We start from the raw sequence: 14,812 nt of genomic DNA on the forward strand, positions 1-14,812 counted from the left end.
GACGGCTGGTTGATAGTCCATAGGGGAAAAATCCGGCATGCCAATGTTATGGCTTGAACCGAACGCAGTCGTTTCCGCTCTGGAATGTGGCGGGTCGCCTCTGCCTCGAAAGGAGGTGATAGTTTTGATAACCGAAAACAAGGATGAGGTTTGCTCGCGCGCATACAGATTGATTCGGCCCGGACATATGGAGGAAACCTTCCTGGAAACGCCAATTCCCGAAGGACATGTAGTCATTGAGCCGACCTTGGCCAGCATTTGTCACGCCGACTTACGCTACTATACCGGACAGAGACGTCCCGAAGCGCTGGCGAAGAAGCTGCCCATGGCTCTTCTTCATGAAGGAGTGGGGCGGGTGGTGCACAGCACAGACCCGGAATTACAAACAGGAGAACGGGTTGTCATCGTCCCTAACATACCGGGGTATATGCAGGACGGCATAACTCCTGAAGAATGCTGTCCGGTGTGCAAGGATGGGCCGGGAGGAAATTACTGCTCTCGGGGTTATTTTCTGGGGAGCGGTATAGACGGGATAGCCCAAAACCGCCTGGTCATTCCAGCTTCCTGCGCCATACCGATTCCATCGGACCTGCCGGACGAAATTGCCGTATTGTCGGAGCTGTGCTCCGTATCTTACCAAGCCCTCCAACGGGTTCGGGACAGATGGGGCCGGGCACGCGCAGCCGTATTTGGAGACGGTCCCGTCGGATACTTGACGGCCTCGATGATTCATCATTTGTTTGGACTGGATAAAGATCGGCTTAAGGTCTTTGGGGCAGATCCGAACAAAATCGATAAGTTTCATTTTGCCGATTGCGCCATGGTTCAAGAGTATGATTTCGCTGCGGCGGAAACGGTGGACATTGCGGTGGAATGTACGGGCGGAAGATTCAGTGAAAGCGCCGTTAATCAGGCGATAGATATTCTTAATCCGGGCGGAATTCTGATTCTGATGGGAGTTACGGAGGAACGCGTCCCTATCAACACGAGGGATGTGCTGGAGAAAGGCTTGACTCTGATAGGCAGCAGCCGCAGCTATGCCCCCGACTATTATCAGGTGCTGGAGGCAATGAAGGATCCTTCCTACCAGCAAACTTTACGGCAAATATTGCCGGAAGAATGGACCAGAATAAGCAAGCTGGAAGATTATATAGAGGCCATGAACGATGCTGCAGAGCATCGCGGGTGGAAAAAAACGGTACTGGCGTTCCAATGGTAGCACCTATGGAAACGGACCAGCACCATAAAAAGAGAAAAAATAGATACAAGGTTATTGTACACCAGATTACAGAGGAATTATAGTCGAACCTGATTTTGCAGGGACGAATTTGTTCAAGAAGAAGCCGGCGGCATTCCGAAAAAACGCGTTTTTTGGAGCCTGTCGGCTCTTCCTGATGGGAACATCAAGACTAGAATGATATACTGGAAATAATACGCAAATGCTTTGTTTGCGCTTACAAAAATGAGGGAGGAAGTTCGCGAATGGCTATCTTTTTAAATTTATTACCGTACATGAACCGGATTGAAGACAGTGCGGAGTTGTTCGAGCGGTGGAAGGGCGGAGTGGAGATTCCGATGGATGGCCCCAATTGGAGAGAGCCTGTCAACTGGCATCATGAATTTTCACGATTTGCCGATCATCCGGGTCCGATTAGCGTTCATTCTCCGATCTGGGAGCTGAATCTGGCGACTCCCCGTTTCGATCTCCTGAGAAATTATTCTTTGGACGTCTATAGGGAATGCCTCGCTTGGTCTGCCAAGATAGGGGCCGAACAGATGGTAATCCATCCGAGTTTTCCCGTGACCCCGTTATTTCTTCGCAAGGAATCCCAGGAATGCTCCAAGGACAGTCTTAGGAAACTGGGGGAAGAAGCCCGAAAGCTCGGCATCGAGCTGGCCGTGGAGAACGTCGGCTTCCGCGAGCACGCACTGTTCGACCAGGAAGAGTTCGTCCGCTTGTTCGAGGAAATTCCGGAAATTACCGCGCTGGTCGACGTAGGACATGCCCATATTAACGGATGGGACATCCCGCAGTTGATCCGTCAATTGGGAACCCGGCTTAGCGCCCTCCACCTTCATGACAATGACGGGTATGATGATTTGCATCAGCCGGTAGGAGAAGGAACAATCGATTGGGAACCGATTTGGGAAGCTCTGCGGGAATTGAATCACGGCTATCGCGCCATTCTGGAATATCAGTGGGATACTCCATTGGAAACGATGCTAAAGGATGCCGAAGCGATAGAGAAAAAGCTGTAATTTCCGGGAACCCATCTGAAAAAGACTGATATTGTTCCTTAACGAACAAAATGAACTTACAAAGTTTCCCAAATTATTAAATGACCGCCCTATCTACCGGTCGCCACTTTTTGATATGATGTAGGAAACAATCCCAATGAATGTCAGACGGACGATTTCCTGCATCATTATTTCATTAGTGAGGTGGCGCTATGACCGAGGCAAGAAGTAATTCCGTTCAACAGTTTGAAGGAGAGGTCAGCTTTCAACCTGGTACTCCCGGATTCTATGCCAATCCGCATGTCCTGTACCGCGCTTTGCGTGAACGCGATCCCGTCCATGCGGTGCCGGGTTCGAGCTCTTGGCTGGTAACCCGTTATGAAGATGTGGCCCATGTGCTGAAGGATGCCCGATTCGGCAAAAGAATGGATCATTCGGGGCCTCCCCTGGAGATTGAAGCGGATATCCGGCCGGCCGTGGAGCTGCTCAATCGGTTTATGCTCTTCCGGGATCCCCCGGACCATACGCGGCTGCGCGGCCTTGTCAGCAAGGCCTTCACCCCGAGAATGATCGAACATCTGGCTCCGAGAATCCAGGCGATTACCGATGAATTGCTGGAGGAGATTGCCACGCGTGAGGAGACGGAGCTGGTCGCGGACTTTGCTTTCCCGCTGCCGGTCATCGTTATTGCCGAAATGCTGGGGGTTCCCGCAGGCGACCGGCAGAAGTTCAAAGATTGGTCGAACCTTGTGGCCTGCCTGATCGATTTCAATGCGTCACGTTCATTGTTCGTTGAAGGCAGTAGGGTCGTTCAGGAATTAACGGAGTATCTGCGGGGCATTGTAGCCGAGCGCAGACGCAGCCCGCAGAATGACTTGATCAGTGCGCTCATCCGCGCGGAAGAGAATGAGCAGAAGCTGACGGAGGAAGAGTTGATCGCTTCGTGCGTCCTTCTACTGGTCGCCGGTCATGAGACGACGGTCAATCTGATTGCGAATGGAGTATATACTTTACTGACTCACCCGGAGCAGCACGCTTTGCTTCTGGAGAAGCCCGAGCTTATCCCCGGGGCGGTGGAGGAAATATTGCGCTATGAAAGCCCGGTGCAGATGACCTCCCGTTTGGCGCAGACCGATGTTATCATCGGCGGCCGGACGATAACGAGAGGCCAGGAGGTTCTGGTTTCGTTAGGTGCGGCCAATCGGGATCCGGCTGTATTTGCCGAGCCCGACCGTTTCGATATAACACGGCAGCCCAATCCTCATCTGGCTTTCGCCGCGGGCATTCATTACTGTCTTGGGGCCGCCTTGGCCCGGATGGAAGGTCAGGTGGCTATCGGTTCTCTGCTGCGCCGATTCCCGAATCTGGCATTAGCCGAGCCGGAAATTACATGGAAGGAATCGGTCGTCTTCCGTTCTCTGCAATCGTTGAAGGTCAGACTGATCCCTTAATGGAGGAGGAGAAAACATGCACGAACGCCGTTTTAACCCGGACAATGTGGAGAGATTGGATAACCCGGAGCGCCGGAGGATGATCCCTCCCGAGCAAGTGCTGAAGCTGCTCCCGATAGAAGGAAGCGACGTCATCCTCGACGTAGGGGCCGGCACCGGTTATTTCACGATTCCCGCGGCACAGATGACCGGCGGAACCGTGTATGCTCTTGATGTGGAGCCAAGAATGCTGGAGCTGCTCAGAAACCGGGTGGAGGAGCAGGGACTGTCCAACATCGAGAGCAAGGAGGGGCCACTGGAGGCCATTCCGATGCCTGACGGGAGTGTGGATCATGTCATTGCTTCCATAGTGCTTCATGAAGCGGAGCCGTATACGCAGGGGCTGGCCGAAATCGGACGGGTGCTGAAGAAGGGCGGGCATCTGCTCTGCCTGGAATGGGAGCACAAGGTGACGGAATCGGGTCCGCCGCCGAGCCATCGCATTCCTTCGGAGCAGATGGAGGAGTCATTGAAGGAGGCCGGCTTCGAATTGGTCACGAGACAGGATCCTTCCGATGCCTTGTACCTGATGATTGCCCGCAAGATTTAGCTTGAATTCTTAATCTTGAAATTGCAAGGGACTGCCCTCAGCGGCAGTCCCTTATTTGATGGACCTTAGTTCTCTCTTATTGACGAGCCTTGTAAGTGCCTTTGATAAACTGATAGGTGAGATCATACACTTCGCGTGCGTCGGGATCGTCGGACTGCGCCGCTTTCAGCAACGTTTTCACTTGCTGGTAGTAAGCGTTATAAGATCCCTTCATATAGCCGTATTCCACGCCTTTATCCAGATATGTGTAATACTTGTCACGAATCTCAGGATTGGTCAGTACGGCGTCGCTCATCTCGATCTCGACACCCATGCCGTGAGCGCGGGCGGCTTGAGCAACGGCATCGACACGATCTGCCGTTGTGTTATGGAACGTATAATTCGGCTGCATCAGGGCGGAATCGAAGCCAATGTCCTTCCATTCGTCCCAGCCTCGGCCGAAGTAATAAGGAATCCACTGCAGCCTCGCTCCTTTGGAACGGACGTAATCGCCTGTGCGGCGGATCAGCTCCCCGTCTTTCTCCGCAAGCTGGTAGGCAACGAATTCGTTGTACCAATAGAAGGAGACCAGCTCCAGCTCGGTATATCCGGCCTGCTGCCAGCGATCATAAACTTCGTCCACGAACCAGCGGACGACCTTCTCCCGGTTGGCCAACGCTTGGTCTTCCCCGACCTCGCTTACCTTCATGTTTTCACTGATGCCGTCCCCATCCACATCGCCAAAATCGTTCTGATCGGTACGCGGATATGGAATGGCTATCGCTACTTTAGCCTTATAAGCAGGATTCCCCAATTCCGCTTTGGCTTCCTGGACAGCCTGGTTCAACGCCCCCAGCTCATAATCGTCGCGGAACAGACGATCCAGGAACGACTCGAAGTGGGCTTTGTTGGTCGGCTTTCCCGTAGTTGGCCCGAAGTTGGCGCCATCCAGCAGCGGCGCGTAGGGGAGGAACAAATAGCCGTCGAACATGTAATCGACCCTGTTCATATCGGTATCCACATAAGAGACATAGGGCTTGAAGTCCTCTTTAGTAAACGAAATCCAGTCTGCGGGCTCATATTGCCATTCTCCGGTGTAGATCAGCACTTCGCTGCGAATGCCTCCGGCTTGCTCCGAGCCAGGTCCGGGATACTTAATTTTGTCTTTCGGCCCCTGCGGTGAAGGGGTTAGCGGGCGTCCGGACCGGCCCGGCGTTCCCCAGACTTCGATTTCATCCATGAATACCCAGGAGTCGACGGCAATCTCTGCTTTAACATAACGGGCTACCTTGTTAATTCCTTGCAGAGTGAGCTTTTGGGTGAGCGGGCCCTTCTCCGTAGTGGAGATTTCGTTGTTCACCGTGTCCAGCTTCTCCCAGACCTTCCCGTTATGAGAGATGGAGAATTGGACCTGCTTGGGAAAGAAGATGCCGACCGGCAAATCTTGCAGCACATTCACGGAAATTTCCTGAATCGTAGATACTTGCTCCAGATCGATGGTGACGATCCGGCTTCCCTGCCAGATGCTGCCGACATATGCCATGTTCGAGAAGGTCGTACCGCCGTATTCCCCATCGGTTAATTGCCGGCCTGTATCATCCGGATGAGCGGCCTCCACCGTACTGAAGTGTGAATCCCGCGGATAAGGGGTTTCCAGCGTATAGCTCTTGCCCAGCGCCAAATTGACCAAACCGCCGTCCGGTTCGGAGTGAGCCGGTTGGGCGAAACCGGCCGCAGGGACGAGAGAGATGGCCAGCATCGCTGCTAGGCATAATGAAAACCATTTGCGTAATTTCATAATTTTTATCCTCCTTTGTACCCATGAAGTTTAATAGCTATGAGCTGCCCCTTCAGCCTGCTTCTACTTGAGGCCTGTCAGGGAAATGCCTTGGATGAATTTCTTCTGCACGAAGAAGTACAGGACGACAATCGGAACCGTGAACATCGTAGCCGAGGCCATCAACAATCCCCAGGAGACCTTATGTTCTCCGATAAAGGCCCGCAGGCCGACTGACAAGGTCCACTTGTCGGGATCATTCAGATAGATGAGCGGACCGAGGAAGTCCTTCCATTCATTCAAGAAAGCAAACAGCGCCACCGAATACAGCGCCGGCTTGGCCAACGGCATAATGATTTGCCAATAAATCCGAAATTCCGAGGCCCCGTCGATCTTGGCCGACTCCGTTAATTCATACGGAATGGTCAGGAAAAACTGCCGCATCAGAAAGATGTAGAAGGGGATCCCGAACAGGTTCTGAAGAATGATCGGCCAGTATGTATCGACCATGTTCAGCTTGTTGAACAGCACATAAACCGGGATCATCGTCACCTGGTAAGGCAGCATCATGGAGCCCATCATGATGAAGAACATCAGATTGCGGCCGCGGAATTGCAGCCTGGAGAATCCGTAAGCGGCCAGCGGTGCGGAAATAAGCTGGCCGATCACCGCCAGGGCGCACAAAAACAGCGTATTCAACGTATAGCGAAGAAAAGGAATGGCCTGCACAGCGTTGGAATAATTGAGCCATTCGAATGTACTCGGCCACCATACGACAGGCAGCGAGAAGATTTCTTCCTCCGACTTAACCGAGGTTAAGACGAGCCAGACGAAAGGAAGCAGGAACAGCAAGCCGACGAGAGCAAGCCCAAGATGCGGCACCAGGCTTGTGCGGATGGAACGCGCAGCGGATGGTCGGGCCATTATTTCTCACCCCCGTAATAAACCCAGCGTGCCGAAGTTTTGAACACAAGCAGGGTAAGCCCCATAACGAATAGAAACAAAATCCAGGCCATGGCGGATGCATATCCCATATTCAGGAACGAGAAAGCGGTTTGGTACAAATAAATGGCGTAGAACAGCAAGGAATTCTCCGGTCCTCCGACCGACTGGGACGCTTCCGCGAAGATCATCCCTTCGGTGAAAAACTGGAAGTAGCCGATCAGCCCCATAATCAGCAGGAACAATGTGACCGGAGAGATGGAGGGAAGCGTAATGTTCCAGAACTTGCTCCATCGTCCGGCTCCATCGATCTCCGCAGCTTCATAGAACGATTGCGGAACGTCCTGCAGGGCGGCCAAATACAGCACCGTATTCGTTCCCGTCGCCCAGAATCCCATCAGGATGATGGCGGGCTTGGTCCATGCGGGATCGACCAGCCAGTTCGGCCCGTTAATGCCGATGCTCCCGAGCAGATCGTTGACAAGGCCGTATTGCGCATTGAGCAGCCACATCCACAGCAAGGAGCTGGCAACCGCCGGAACGAGAGTGGGCAGGAAATAAATCGTGCGGTACAGAGCCTGCCCCTTTACCTTCGTATTCAACAGCATGGCCATGGCTAACGCGAAGGCCAGGTGGGGAATCAGGCCGAAGACGATCAGGTAGCCCGTATTGAATAAAGACAGATAAAATTTATCATCGGCAAAAAGATTAACGTAGTTCTCCGCTCCGACGACATCGGGCGGGGAGAATAAATTGTATTCCGTGACGCTGTAATAGAACGACATCAGGATCGGATACAGCTTGAAAACAACGAAGCCAATCCACCAGGGACTGGTGAACAACAGGCCGATTAGGAAAGCTTTGAACGCCCTGTTCCGTTGCCCGGCCGTTCTCGTTCGATTGGTCATCAGTTCTTCCGGCCTCCTTCAATGGCTGAATCATAGATAGGGCTTGAACGGCGGCGGACGGACGGCCGAAGAACGCGGAGCATCATCCATGCTGCTTCCCGGCGTCCGCCTGCTGCCTCCCGGATTATTTATTCGCTTTGTCCGCCAGCGGCTGGATCTTCTCCGCCACTTTATCCATAGCTTCCTGGGCGGAAGATTGGCCTTTCAGAGCTTTCTCCGTTTCTTCGCTCAACGCCTGTAAATATTGATTGATATACACGTTGTTGGGGAAGCCCTGCAAATTCTCGCTCTTGGCCCGCTCGTAGAAATCCCACATCGTTCTCAGCTCTTCGTTCTTCGTCAGCCTTTCGTCATCCAGTGCTTTCTTGACGGTCGGAATGACTTTGGACTCCTGGGCGAATGCCACTTGCGTATCGACGCTCATTAAATATTTCAAGAATTCCCACGCTTCGTCAGGGTGCTTCGCTTTCTTCGGAATGAAGACCCCGCGCGGGGAAACCATACCCGATCCCTTCAGGTCGGGGCGATCCGCCGGATAAGGGAATGGGGCGATGCCGATAGGGCCGTCAGCGGTTCTTTCCTCGGTGAAGTTATATTCCCACCCGATGATCATGGCGATTTGACCGGTCAGCATCGGATCCTGCGGCGTGCCTCTTTGGCCGAGCCCGGACTTGAATTTGCCGACGGCATCGTTGCCGTACAGCTCGTAGAATTTGCGCTGATACTCGATGGAGGCAACGTTCTCCTTGCGGTTCGGGGTTACCTTGCCGCTATCGTCCACCCAGGAGCCGCCGAAGATAACGGGCCAGAAAACGTTATCGATCCACGGATAGTCCGGCAGAAAGCCGATGTTGGTCAGATTGCCCGATCCGTCTTTCTTGGTCAGCTTCTGGGCGTAATCGAGAAGCTGGTCCAAGGTCTCCGGCGGTTCGGTAAGGCCGGCTTCCTGGAAGGCTTGCTTGTTATACATAAGGGTGTTGGCCATGCTCATGGTAAAAGGAACGCCGTAGTATTTGTCGCCTACCTTCATTCGTTCCATAGCGGCAGGGACGACCGAGCCGATATCGAAATTGTCCTTGGAGAAATAGCTGTCCAGATCCAATACGGCTCCGGCATCGGCCCAAGGGCCGATGTTGTTCCAGAAGGTCAGGGCCACATCAGGCGGATTGCCCCCTGAAATCGCTGTCAATTGTTTCGTGGCGTCCTGATTACCGAGCACCTTCACCTTGATTCGGTCTTGACTCTTGTTGAATGCTTCCACCGTCGCTTCGATTGGTCCGGAGTCTTTCTCGGACCAGACATGCCAGAACGTAATCTCCACCGCATCCTTCGGTTTATCCGCCGGCTTCTGGGATGGCTGCGTTTGCGGCGATGTTCCGGGCGTGGCTCCGGCGTTGCCGGAAGGGGTTGAGCCGGAACCGGAGCCGGAGCTGCAACCGGCTGCCAAAGAACCGATTAATAAACTAATCAGAACAGGAGAGGTAATTTTTTTGAATCTCGCTTTCATAGACCGAACTCCTCCTTCTTAAAGTCACTGACATAATTTTTTATCTTTTTGCCGCTTTGTCCCGAATCTTGCTGTTGAGTAACACCCTCCCCCTTTTTTACGGACAAGACTGAATCCGCTTACATCGTTTTTCAAAAAAATCAGATAAATTCGGTGCTACTAAAAATATAGCACAGAATGGAATTAAATTCCGCTATTATTTTAAAAAATAACGGTTTTTTTCACCTTATTCTTAGAAAGAGAATTTTACTGAAAAAAGCTTGCTGCCGGATCTTCAAAAAGTCAGTGAAGGTTAGGAGAGTGTGCCAATATTTGCTATAATAAATGATATATTTTGCGATGGAGAGATTTTCTTGAACGCGAGCGCTTTCTTGAAATACTCCGATTATCTCATACATATTAATATCTATATATAGAAAGAAGGGCTGGCAGAATGAATATTTATTCAGTGAAATATACATCAACCGAAACCTTGTTTGACGAAGAGAAGCAGAGAAAGCAAAACATCGTATCCGTTCGGGCCAAGGACGAGGAAGATGCCAAGCAGAAGGTGCTGGAGAAGCTTAAGGCGGAAGGCAGGCACAGCCAGATCGTGATCCACTCGGCAAGGCTGGAAGGCAAGGTGAAACGAAGCACTCCGCTGCTGATCGGAGTCGTGATCGTTGTTATTCTGATTTTGTTATCGATATTTAACCGTTAATGGAGGGTTCTATGCATATCAAAGGGAACCCGCAAGTAGCTGAAATCCCTCTGACCATGATCAGGCCTCATTTGCAGGGCATTCCGGATGTTGCTCTGCCGGCCCCTTACCGGATTCGTTCCTTCCGGCCGGGAGATGAGCATCTATGGGCAGCCATTGAGTGGCGGGCCGGAGAGTTTCCGAGCCAAGAGCAGGCGGAGCTTCATTTTAACCGCGAGTTCGGGAAGCATCTCGATGAAATGCAGCTTCGGTGCTTCATTCTGGAAGACGGGCCGGGAACCGCCGTCGGAACAACAACGGCATGGTACAACACGTTACGGGGAGAACCGTATGGGAGAATACACTGGGTCGCCATCGTACCGGAGCATCAGGGCCGGGGGTTAGCCAAGCCTCTGCTTTCCCATGCGATGAAACGTCTGGCCGATTTCCATGACAGAGCATATTTGACCACGCAAACGACAAGCTGGAAAGCGATTCAGATGTATCTTCAATTCGGTTTCGAGCCTTGGGTTGTCGAGGAGTCCTGCAGGGAAGGCTGGGCCATGATGGAGGAATTGCTGCAGCGAAAATTACTTTAACGGACCGGATCGGCTGCCAGGCCGTGAAAGCGTTATAGCGAGAAAGACGGTTAGCTGCAACCGGCAAAAGACCCGCAAAAGTGCAGGTCATTGTCGGGTGGGTGTTGGCTAAAACCGCAAAAGACGAGCAAAAGTGCAGGTCTTTGGAAGGTGGTTGGCTGAAACCGGCAAATGACGAGCAAAAGTGCAGGTAAATTTGGATGTTTTGCTGATTTTACGCATTTTGGCCGGAAAGACCAGCAGATTTGCACGTCTTCTTCGGGATTTACCGAATTTTTGCAAAAAGACATGCACTTCTGTCTGTCCTTGCCCAAGGAAAAGCTTTTATCACCTAATGGACAATCCGAGTAAGGCGAGTATCCGATAGAAGAGGACAAAACAGAACAACGCGCGCTGTTTCCAGCGCGCGTTGCTGCTTGATACCGGCGGGGCGGGCGCTAACGGCTATCCCCCCTGCCCCCGGGACCGGACCGGCTATCGGTCCAGCTTGACCTTCAATCCGACCTCGAACATTCGCTTCCAAGGCATTTCCACCTGCTCCAGATGAATTCGTTCCGGCTGCAGATCCTGCAGGTAGGTTTCTATAAATTCGGTGAGCTTCTGCCGAACAGTTGCGGTCACCGTATCGTATACGTGAGCGACATCGAAGTAATTGGCCCCGAGACCGGGCAGAACATTCTTCGTAATGTCGGAGCGGACAAGCGCCTGATATCCCCAGTCCTCTATCAGGCGAAGCAGATAGAATTCCCGGCTAAGATGCAGGCGGTCCTCATCTTGCCGCAGTCCGGGACGGCGGTAGTAAGACTCGATAATTCCGTGGGCAATTACCGTTCCCAAAGTATTCCCGGACGTATTCCAGGCCGAATAACCTGCCAGCTTCGGCAGAAGTCCGGAGCGGGACACCATTTTCATGAAGGTGTGGTCGCTGCCGTTGGAATTGGCCACGTCCGCGAGCGCTACGGTCTTGCCTTTGGATGTGTAGTTGCGCATCGCTTGAATGAATTCATTGAAATGAACCTCCGAGAAGTAGGAGCGGTGCCGGTCGCGGAAAGCTCTCGACGATTCGGCGGCATCCTTCTGTCCGACCGGCGGCGAATGGACCATCAGCACTAAATCCGCCTCATGCGATGAGTCCGCCATGAAGGCTCCCCCTGCAGTAATATGCGATTTGATGCTTTCATTGAGGCTGCGGTCCTCATACCGGGGAATCACGAAAGGTCCTTGGGTAGACGAGTACCGGACGAAGATTTCCGGATGGTAGTCCATAGTTTCGCAGAACACTCTCGCGACCAGCGTACACCCGATTTCGTCCGCTCCCGGATATAGGAATACCCGGTCCATGAGGCCCAATTCCTCAGTCAGGAAAAGCAGCCTGCGCTGCTCCATAGCGGAGAAGCCATAATGGGCATTATCATCCAGAGGAATGATCAGGAAGTCTATAATTCCTTCCTCGGCCAGCCGGATGGAATATTCATTGACATAGGAATTAACGCTCCTGCGATGCAGATGCTCTGTCAGCACTTCCTCCGGAATCTTGCGTAGCAGTTCTTCCCATTCCTGCTGTTCTTCAGCATCGAGCTCCTCGCGTTCCTGCTTGTCCTTAAGCCAGGAATAGCGGAAGATGGAGCTTCCGTACTCCGCGTAATAATCCGGCTCTTCATCGTTGCTGCTCGCGGCCGGCGTCCTCATGATCAAATTAAAGGCATAAATTTTCAAATTCGGACGACTCAGCTTTAATTCCCGAAGCAGATCGATTCTTTCTTGGCATTGCTCGGGGCTGTAATGGTGCAGCCGAGAGGGGACGATGCCGCCATACACGAGCATATCGATCGAAAGGATAAGGCTGTCTGCCTGTTCGGCCTCTTGCTTCAGCCATTGGGCGAGTTGATCACAATCCGCCGGGCGTTTCTTATCCCCCAACATGGAAAACGGCGGTACGGAAAGAGGCAGGCCGCCCAAACGGGCAAGCTGCTCGGGATAATCTACATTGCACGGTCTTTCATCCAGCGGCAGTAAAACAATACGATTCAAAATAAATCCTCCTTAAGCTGTAAGTTCTGGGGCTCCCCGCAAAGTACCCGGAATACGCTTCGTAGGCCACGCGTCACTTTGTGGGGAATGTTTGGGGCTCCCCGCAAAGTACTGTATAAACCTTTATCGAAGCAAATCGTGAAGAACGATCGCGATTAGAGAAGGTTTAGACCCGACTCCTATGGAGTGCGGACGGAATACGCTGCGAAGGCATGCGTCACTTTGTGGGGAATGTTTGGGGCTCCCCGCAAAGTACTGTATAAACCTTTATCGAAGCAAATCATGAAGAACGACCGCGATTAGAGGAAGGTATAGACGCCGACTCCGTTGGAGTGCGGACGGAATAAGCTGCGAAAGCTATGCGTCACTTTGTGGGGTCATCCTATGAGCGTTTGCCCACATTATAGCATGATTGACTCGGTTACAGCCGAACAATTTTATTTGATTTTGACATTTGCGGTGGAATATTTCTTCAAATGGCAGTGGAGATAAAAGATGTCGGAAGATTTGGCAAACATAGGAAAAAGACGCTGTGCGAAAATAGCGAAAATCTGAAAGAGAAGGCCACTGCTGCAGTCGTTAACAGCGTTTGCTTTCCCGCTTTCTTTGAACTTTAATTAGAGCAACTTTCAAAATATAGGGAATGTCTTGATGTCGGCGGTGTTCTTAACTAATCAATTTCATAAGGTCTCTTCCATTTCCATGAGAGATACCACAATATCAGGGCAAGGACAGACTGGTGTAACCGTCAAGTACTTTTGAGCAGATTTCGCTAACTTTCAACACCTAGGCATTCCAAATATGGTTTCTCTGTGTTTAAGCCGGAAGCTGTCCCCACTTAAATGTATGATCTCACTTTTATGTAAGATACGATCAAGAATAGCGGTCGTGATGGCAGGATCACCTAACAATTCTCCCAATCTTGAATGCGTTTAACAAGTCTCGCCAGAACAAAACCCCTTCATAAAGAAGTAATATTCTGTCATAATATTACTTTAAGAACCCCATTCAAGATAGAAATATGAGTATAGTTTCTAATACGCGATGAACCTACACTTTTAAATTTTATGGATACAACAAAAATAGTCCAAATCGCGCTATATAGCGCCTAAAAGAAAGGAGAAATAAGGGATGAACAACGAAAAAATGATGGCGTAAAGTATTCTGTGTACCAAGATTTGGAGCCTTCACAGGCGACAAAAAAGTAGGGTATTCTCGGGATTGCAAAAAGTCACCAAGAAAGGAACCCTACTCATGGTAACTATACACGAAAACATGCTCACAAATCTAATTGAAAATCTTGTCACAGATTTTGTGAAAGAAAAACTCGAACTGATCATGCGAGAAGAAATTCAGCACTTTATGCAGGAACACGCGGAAAAACCAAATAGCCGCAACGGTTATTATGTACGTACCCTGGATACGAAGTATGGTAAAATCGACGATCTACGAGTTCCGCGAGACCGTAACGGCGAATTCCATACACAGGTCTTTGAACCTTACCAGCGTCGAGACGGTTGGTTAGAGGAGGCTGTTATCCACATGTATAAAGGCGGAATGAGTACCCGCGATGTGGCTCAGTTTATCGAGGGCATGTTCAGCAGTCAGTATTCCCCTACTACCGTAAGTAACATTACCAGCACCGTGCTCGAAGACGTTTGTCGTTGGCAGTCCAGACCGCTTGAGAAGCGTTATTCGGTGATTTATCTGGACGGCATGTATGTGAAGCTGAAACGAAGCACCGTCAGCGGCGAAGTGATCTATTTTGTCATGGGAATCAACGAGCAAGGCCATCGCCACATCCTCGGCTTCTACGTTGGCGGTCAAGAAAGCGCCAACGGCTGGAAAGACGTGCTTAAAGACCTGTATAACCGCGGCGTACGTGAAGTGCTGCTTGGGGTTTTTGATGGGCTTCCGGGCCTGGAAGAGGCGTTTCGCGAGGTCTACCCCAAAGCAGATGTTCAGCATTGCGTTGTGCATAAAGTACGCTCGACGTTTCCAAAAATCCGGGTGGAAGACAAAACCGATTTTCTAAAGGATCTCAAAACCGTCTATCATGCGCTGGATCATGAATTAGCGCTGGCTGCGTTTGACGTGTTTAAGGGAAAGTGG

General features: G+C 51.4%; 13 protein-coding genes and 1 pseudogene. 8 read left to right on the forward strand and 6 right to left on the reverse strand.

Going from position 1 to position 14,812, the window contains the following annotated elements; all coding sequences use genetic code 11:
• The first annotated feature begins 115 nt into the window (after positions 1–115).
• The 4 genes from FS806_RS14910 (at position 116) to FS806_RS14925 (ending at position 4,278) form a co-directional block, all read left to right on the forward strand.
• Complete coding sequence (locus FS806_RS14910; RefSeq protein WP_397347520.1) at positions 116–1,219, forward strand: alcohol dehydrogenase catalytic domain-containing protein; 1,104 nt, start codon at positions 116–118, stop codon at positions 1,217–1,219.
• A gap of 263 nt (positions 1,220–1,482) precedes the next feature.
• Positions 1,483–2,259, forward strand: a complete 777-nt coding sequence (locus FS806_RS14915; protein ID WP_144938025.1) for a sugar phosphate isomerase/epimerase family protein — start codon at positions 1,483–1,485, stop codon at positions 2,257–2,259.
• 191 nt (positions 2,260–2,450) lie between these two features.
• Positions 2,451–3,689 carry a cytochrome P450 gene (locus tag FS806_RS14920; RefSeq protein WP_144938027.1) on the forward strand — a complete coding sequence of 413 codons (1,239 nt, stop codon included), beginning with the start codon at positions 2,451–2,453 and terminating at the stop codon, positions 3,687–3,689.
• 16 nt (positions 3,690–3,705) lie between these two features.
• Positions 3,706–4,278 (forward strand): class I SAM-dependent methyltransferase, encoded by a 573-nt coding sequence (locus tag FS806_RS14925; protein WP_144938029.1) that lies wholly within the window; start codon positions 3,706–3,708, stop codon positions 4,276–4,278.
• Positions 4,279–4,354: 76 nt separating this feature from the next.
• Here FS806_RS14925 and FS806_RS14930 read toward each other — a convergent pair whose 3' ends face one another.
• From FS806_RS14930 to FS806_RS14945, 4 genes are all read right to left on the reverse strand, one after another.
• The gene (locus tag FS806_RS14930) at positions 4,355–6,055 is read right to left on the reverse strand and encodes a DUF4855 domain-containing protein (protein ID WP_144938031.1); all 1,701 of its coding nucleotides are present in this window, start codon (positions 6,053–6,055) and stop codon (positions 4,355–4,357) included.
• A gap of 63 nt (positions 6,056–6,118) precedes the next feature.
• Positions 6,119–6,958, reverse strand: coding sequence for a carbohydrate ABC transporter permease (locus FS806_RS14935; RefSeq protein ID WP_144938033.1), 840 nt, complete (start codon positions 6,956–6,958; stop codon positions 6,119–6,121).
• On the reverse strand, positions 6,958–7,884 hold the full coding sequence (locus FS806_RS14940; protein ID WP_144938035.1) for a carbohydrate ABC transporter permease: 927 nt from the start codon (positions 7,882–7,884) through the stop codon (positions 6,958–6,960). The genes FS806_RS14935 and FS806_RS14940 overlap by 1 nt, the downstream gene beginning before the upstream one ends.
• Before the next feature lie 124 nt (positions 7,885–8,008).
• Positions 8,009–9,391 (reverse strand): ABC transporter substrate-binding protein, encoded by a 1,383-nt coding sequence (locus tag FS806_RS14945; protein WP_144938037.1) that lies wholly within the window; start codon positions 9,389–9,391, stop codon positions 8,009–8,011.
• A gap of 433 nt (positions 9,392–9,824) precedes the next feature.
• Between FS806_RS14945 and FS806_RS14950 the strand changes: the two genes are divergently transcribed.
• From FS806_RS14950 to FS806_RS26200, 3 genes are all read left to right on the forward strand, one after another.
• Entirely contained in the window at positions 9,825–10,091 is a 267-nt protein-coding gene (locus tag FS806_RS14950) for a hypothetical protein (RefSeq protein WP_144938039.1), read from the forward strand.
• An 11-nt stretch (positions 10,092–10,102) separates the two neighbouring features.
• On the forward strand, positions 10,103–10,669 hold the full coding sequence (locus FS806_RS14955) for a GNAT family N-acetyltransferase (RefSeq protein ID WP_225312569.1): 567 nt from the start codon (positions 10,103–10,105) through the stop codon (positions 10,667–10,669).
• Between the two features lie 171 nt (positions 10,670–10,840).
• Positions 10,841–11,020 (forward strand): hypothetical protein, encoded by a 180-nt coding sequence (locus FS806_RS26200; protein WP_222126672.1) that lies wholly within the window; start codon positions 10,841–10,843, stop codon positions 11,018–11,020.
• Positions 11,021–11,143: 123 nt separating this feature from the next.
• Here FS806_RS26200 and FS806_RS14960 read toward each other — a convergent pair whose 3' ends face one another.
• Both FS806_RS14960 and FS806_RS26205 read right to left on the reverse strand, forming a co-directional pair.
• Positions 11,144–12,700, reverse strand: coding sequence for a DUF4127 family protein (locus FS806_RS14960; RefSeq protein WP_144938041.1), 1,557 nt, complete (start codon positions 12,698–12,700; stop codon positions 11,144–11,146).
• 779 nt (positions 12,701–13,479) lie between these two features.
• Positions 13,480–13,617 (reverse strand): annotated as a pseudogene (locus FS806_RS26205) (ATP-binding protein); the annotation flags it as partial.
• Positions 13,618–13,954: 337 nt separating this feature from the next.
• Between FS806_RS26205 and FS806_RS14970 the strand changes: the two are divergent.
• The coding region (locus FS806_RS14970) for an IS256 family transposase (RefSeq protein ID WP_144938060.1) at positions 13,955–14,812 on the forward strand (858 nt) is incomplete at its 3' end.

Source organism: Paenibacillus sp. 32O-W, assembly GCF_007679495.1.
In the GTDB taxonomy this organism is placed as follows: domain Bacteria; phylum Bacillota; class Bacilli; order Paenibacillales; family NBRC-103111; genus Paenibacillus_L; species Paenibacillus_L residui.

Excerpts from the sequence above, each read along its gene's own strand:
- FS806_RS14950 (WP_144938039.1), top strand. The coding sequence starts at position 9,825 with ATGAATATTTATTCAGTGAAATATACATCAACCGAAACCTTGTTTGAC.
- FS806_RS14935 (WP_144938033.1), bottom strand. The coding sequence starts at position 6,958 with ATGGCCCGACCATCCGCTGCGCGTTCCATCCGCACAAGCCTGGTGCCG.
- FS806_RS26200 (WP_222126672.1), top strand. The coding sequence starts at position 10,841 with ATGACGAGCAAAAGTGCAGGTAAATTTGGATGTTTTGCTGATTTTACG.
- FS806_RS14955 (WP_225312569.1), top strand. The coding sequence starts at position 10,103 with ATGCATATCAAAGGGAACCCGCAAGTAGCTGAAATCCCTCTGACCATG.
- FS806_RS14925 (WP_144938029.1), top strand. The coding sequence starts at position 3,706 with ATGCACGAACGCCGTTTTAACCCGGACAATGTGGAGAGATTGGATAAC.
- FS806_RS14930 (WP_144938031.1), bottom strand. The coding sequence starts at position 6,055 with ATGAAATTACGCAAATGGTTTTCATTATGCCTAGCAGCGATGCTGGCC.
- FS806_RS14940 (WP_144938035.1), bottom strand. The coding sequence starts at position 7,884 with ATGACCAATCGAACGAGAACGGCCGGGCAACGGAACAGGGCGTTCAAA.
- FS806_RS14915 (WP_144938025.1), top strand. The coding sequence starts at position 1,483 with ATGGCTATCTTTTTAAATTTATTACCGTACATGAACCGGATTGAAGAC.
- FS806_RS14945 (WP_144938037.1), bottom strand. The coding sequence starts at position 9,391 with ATGAAAGCGAGATTCAAAAAAATTACCTCTCCTGTTCTGATTAGTTTA.
- FS806_RS14920 (WP_144938027.1), top strand. The coding sequence starts at position 2,451 with ATGACCGAGGCAAGAAGTAATTCCGTTCAACAGTTTGAAGGAGAGGTC.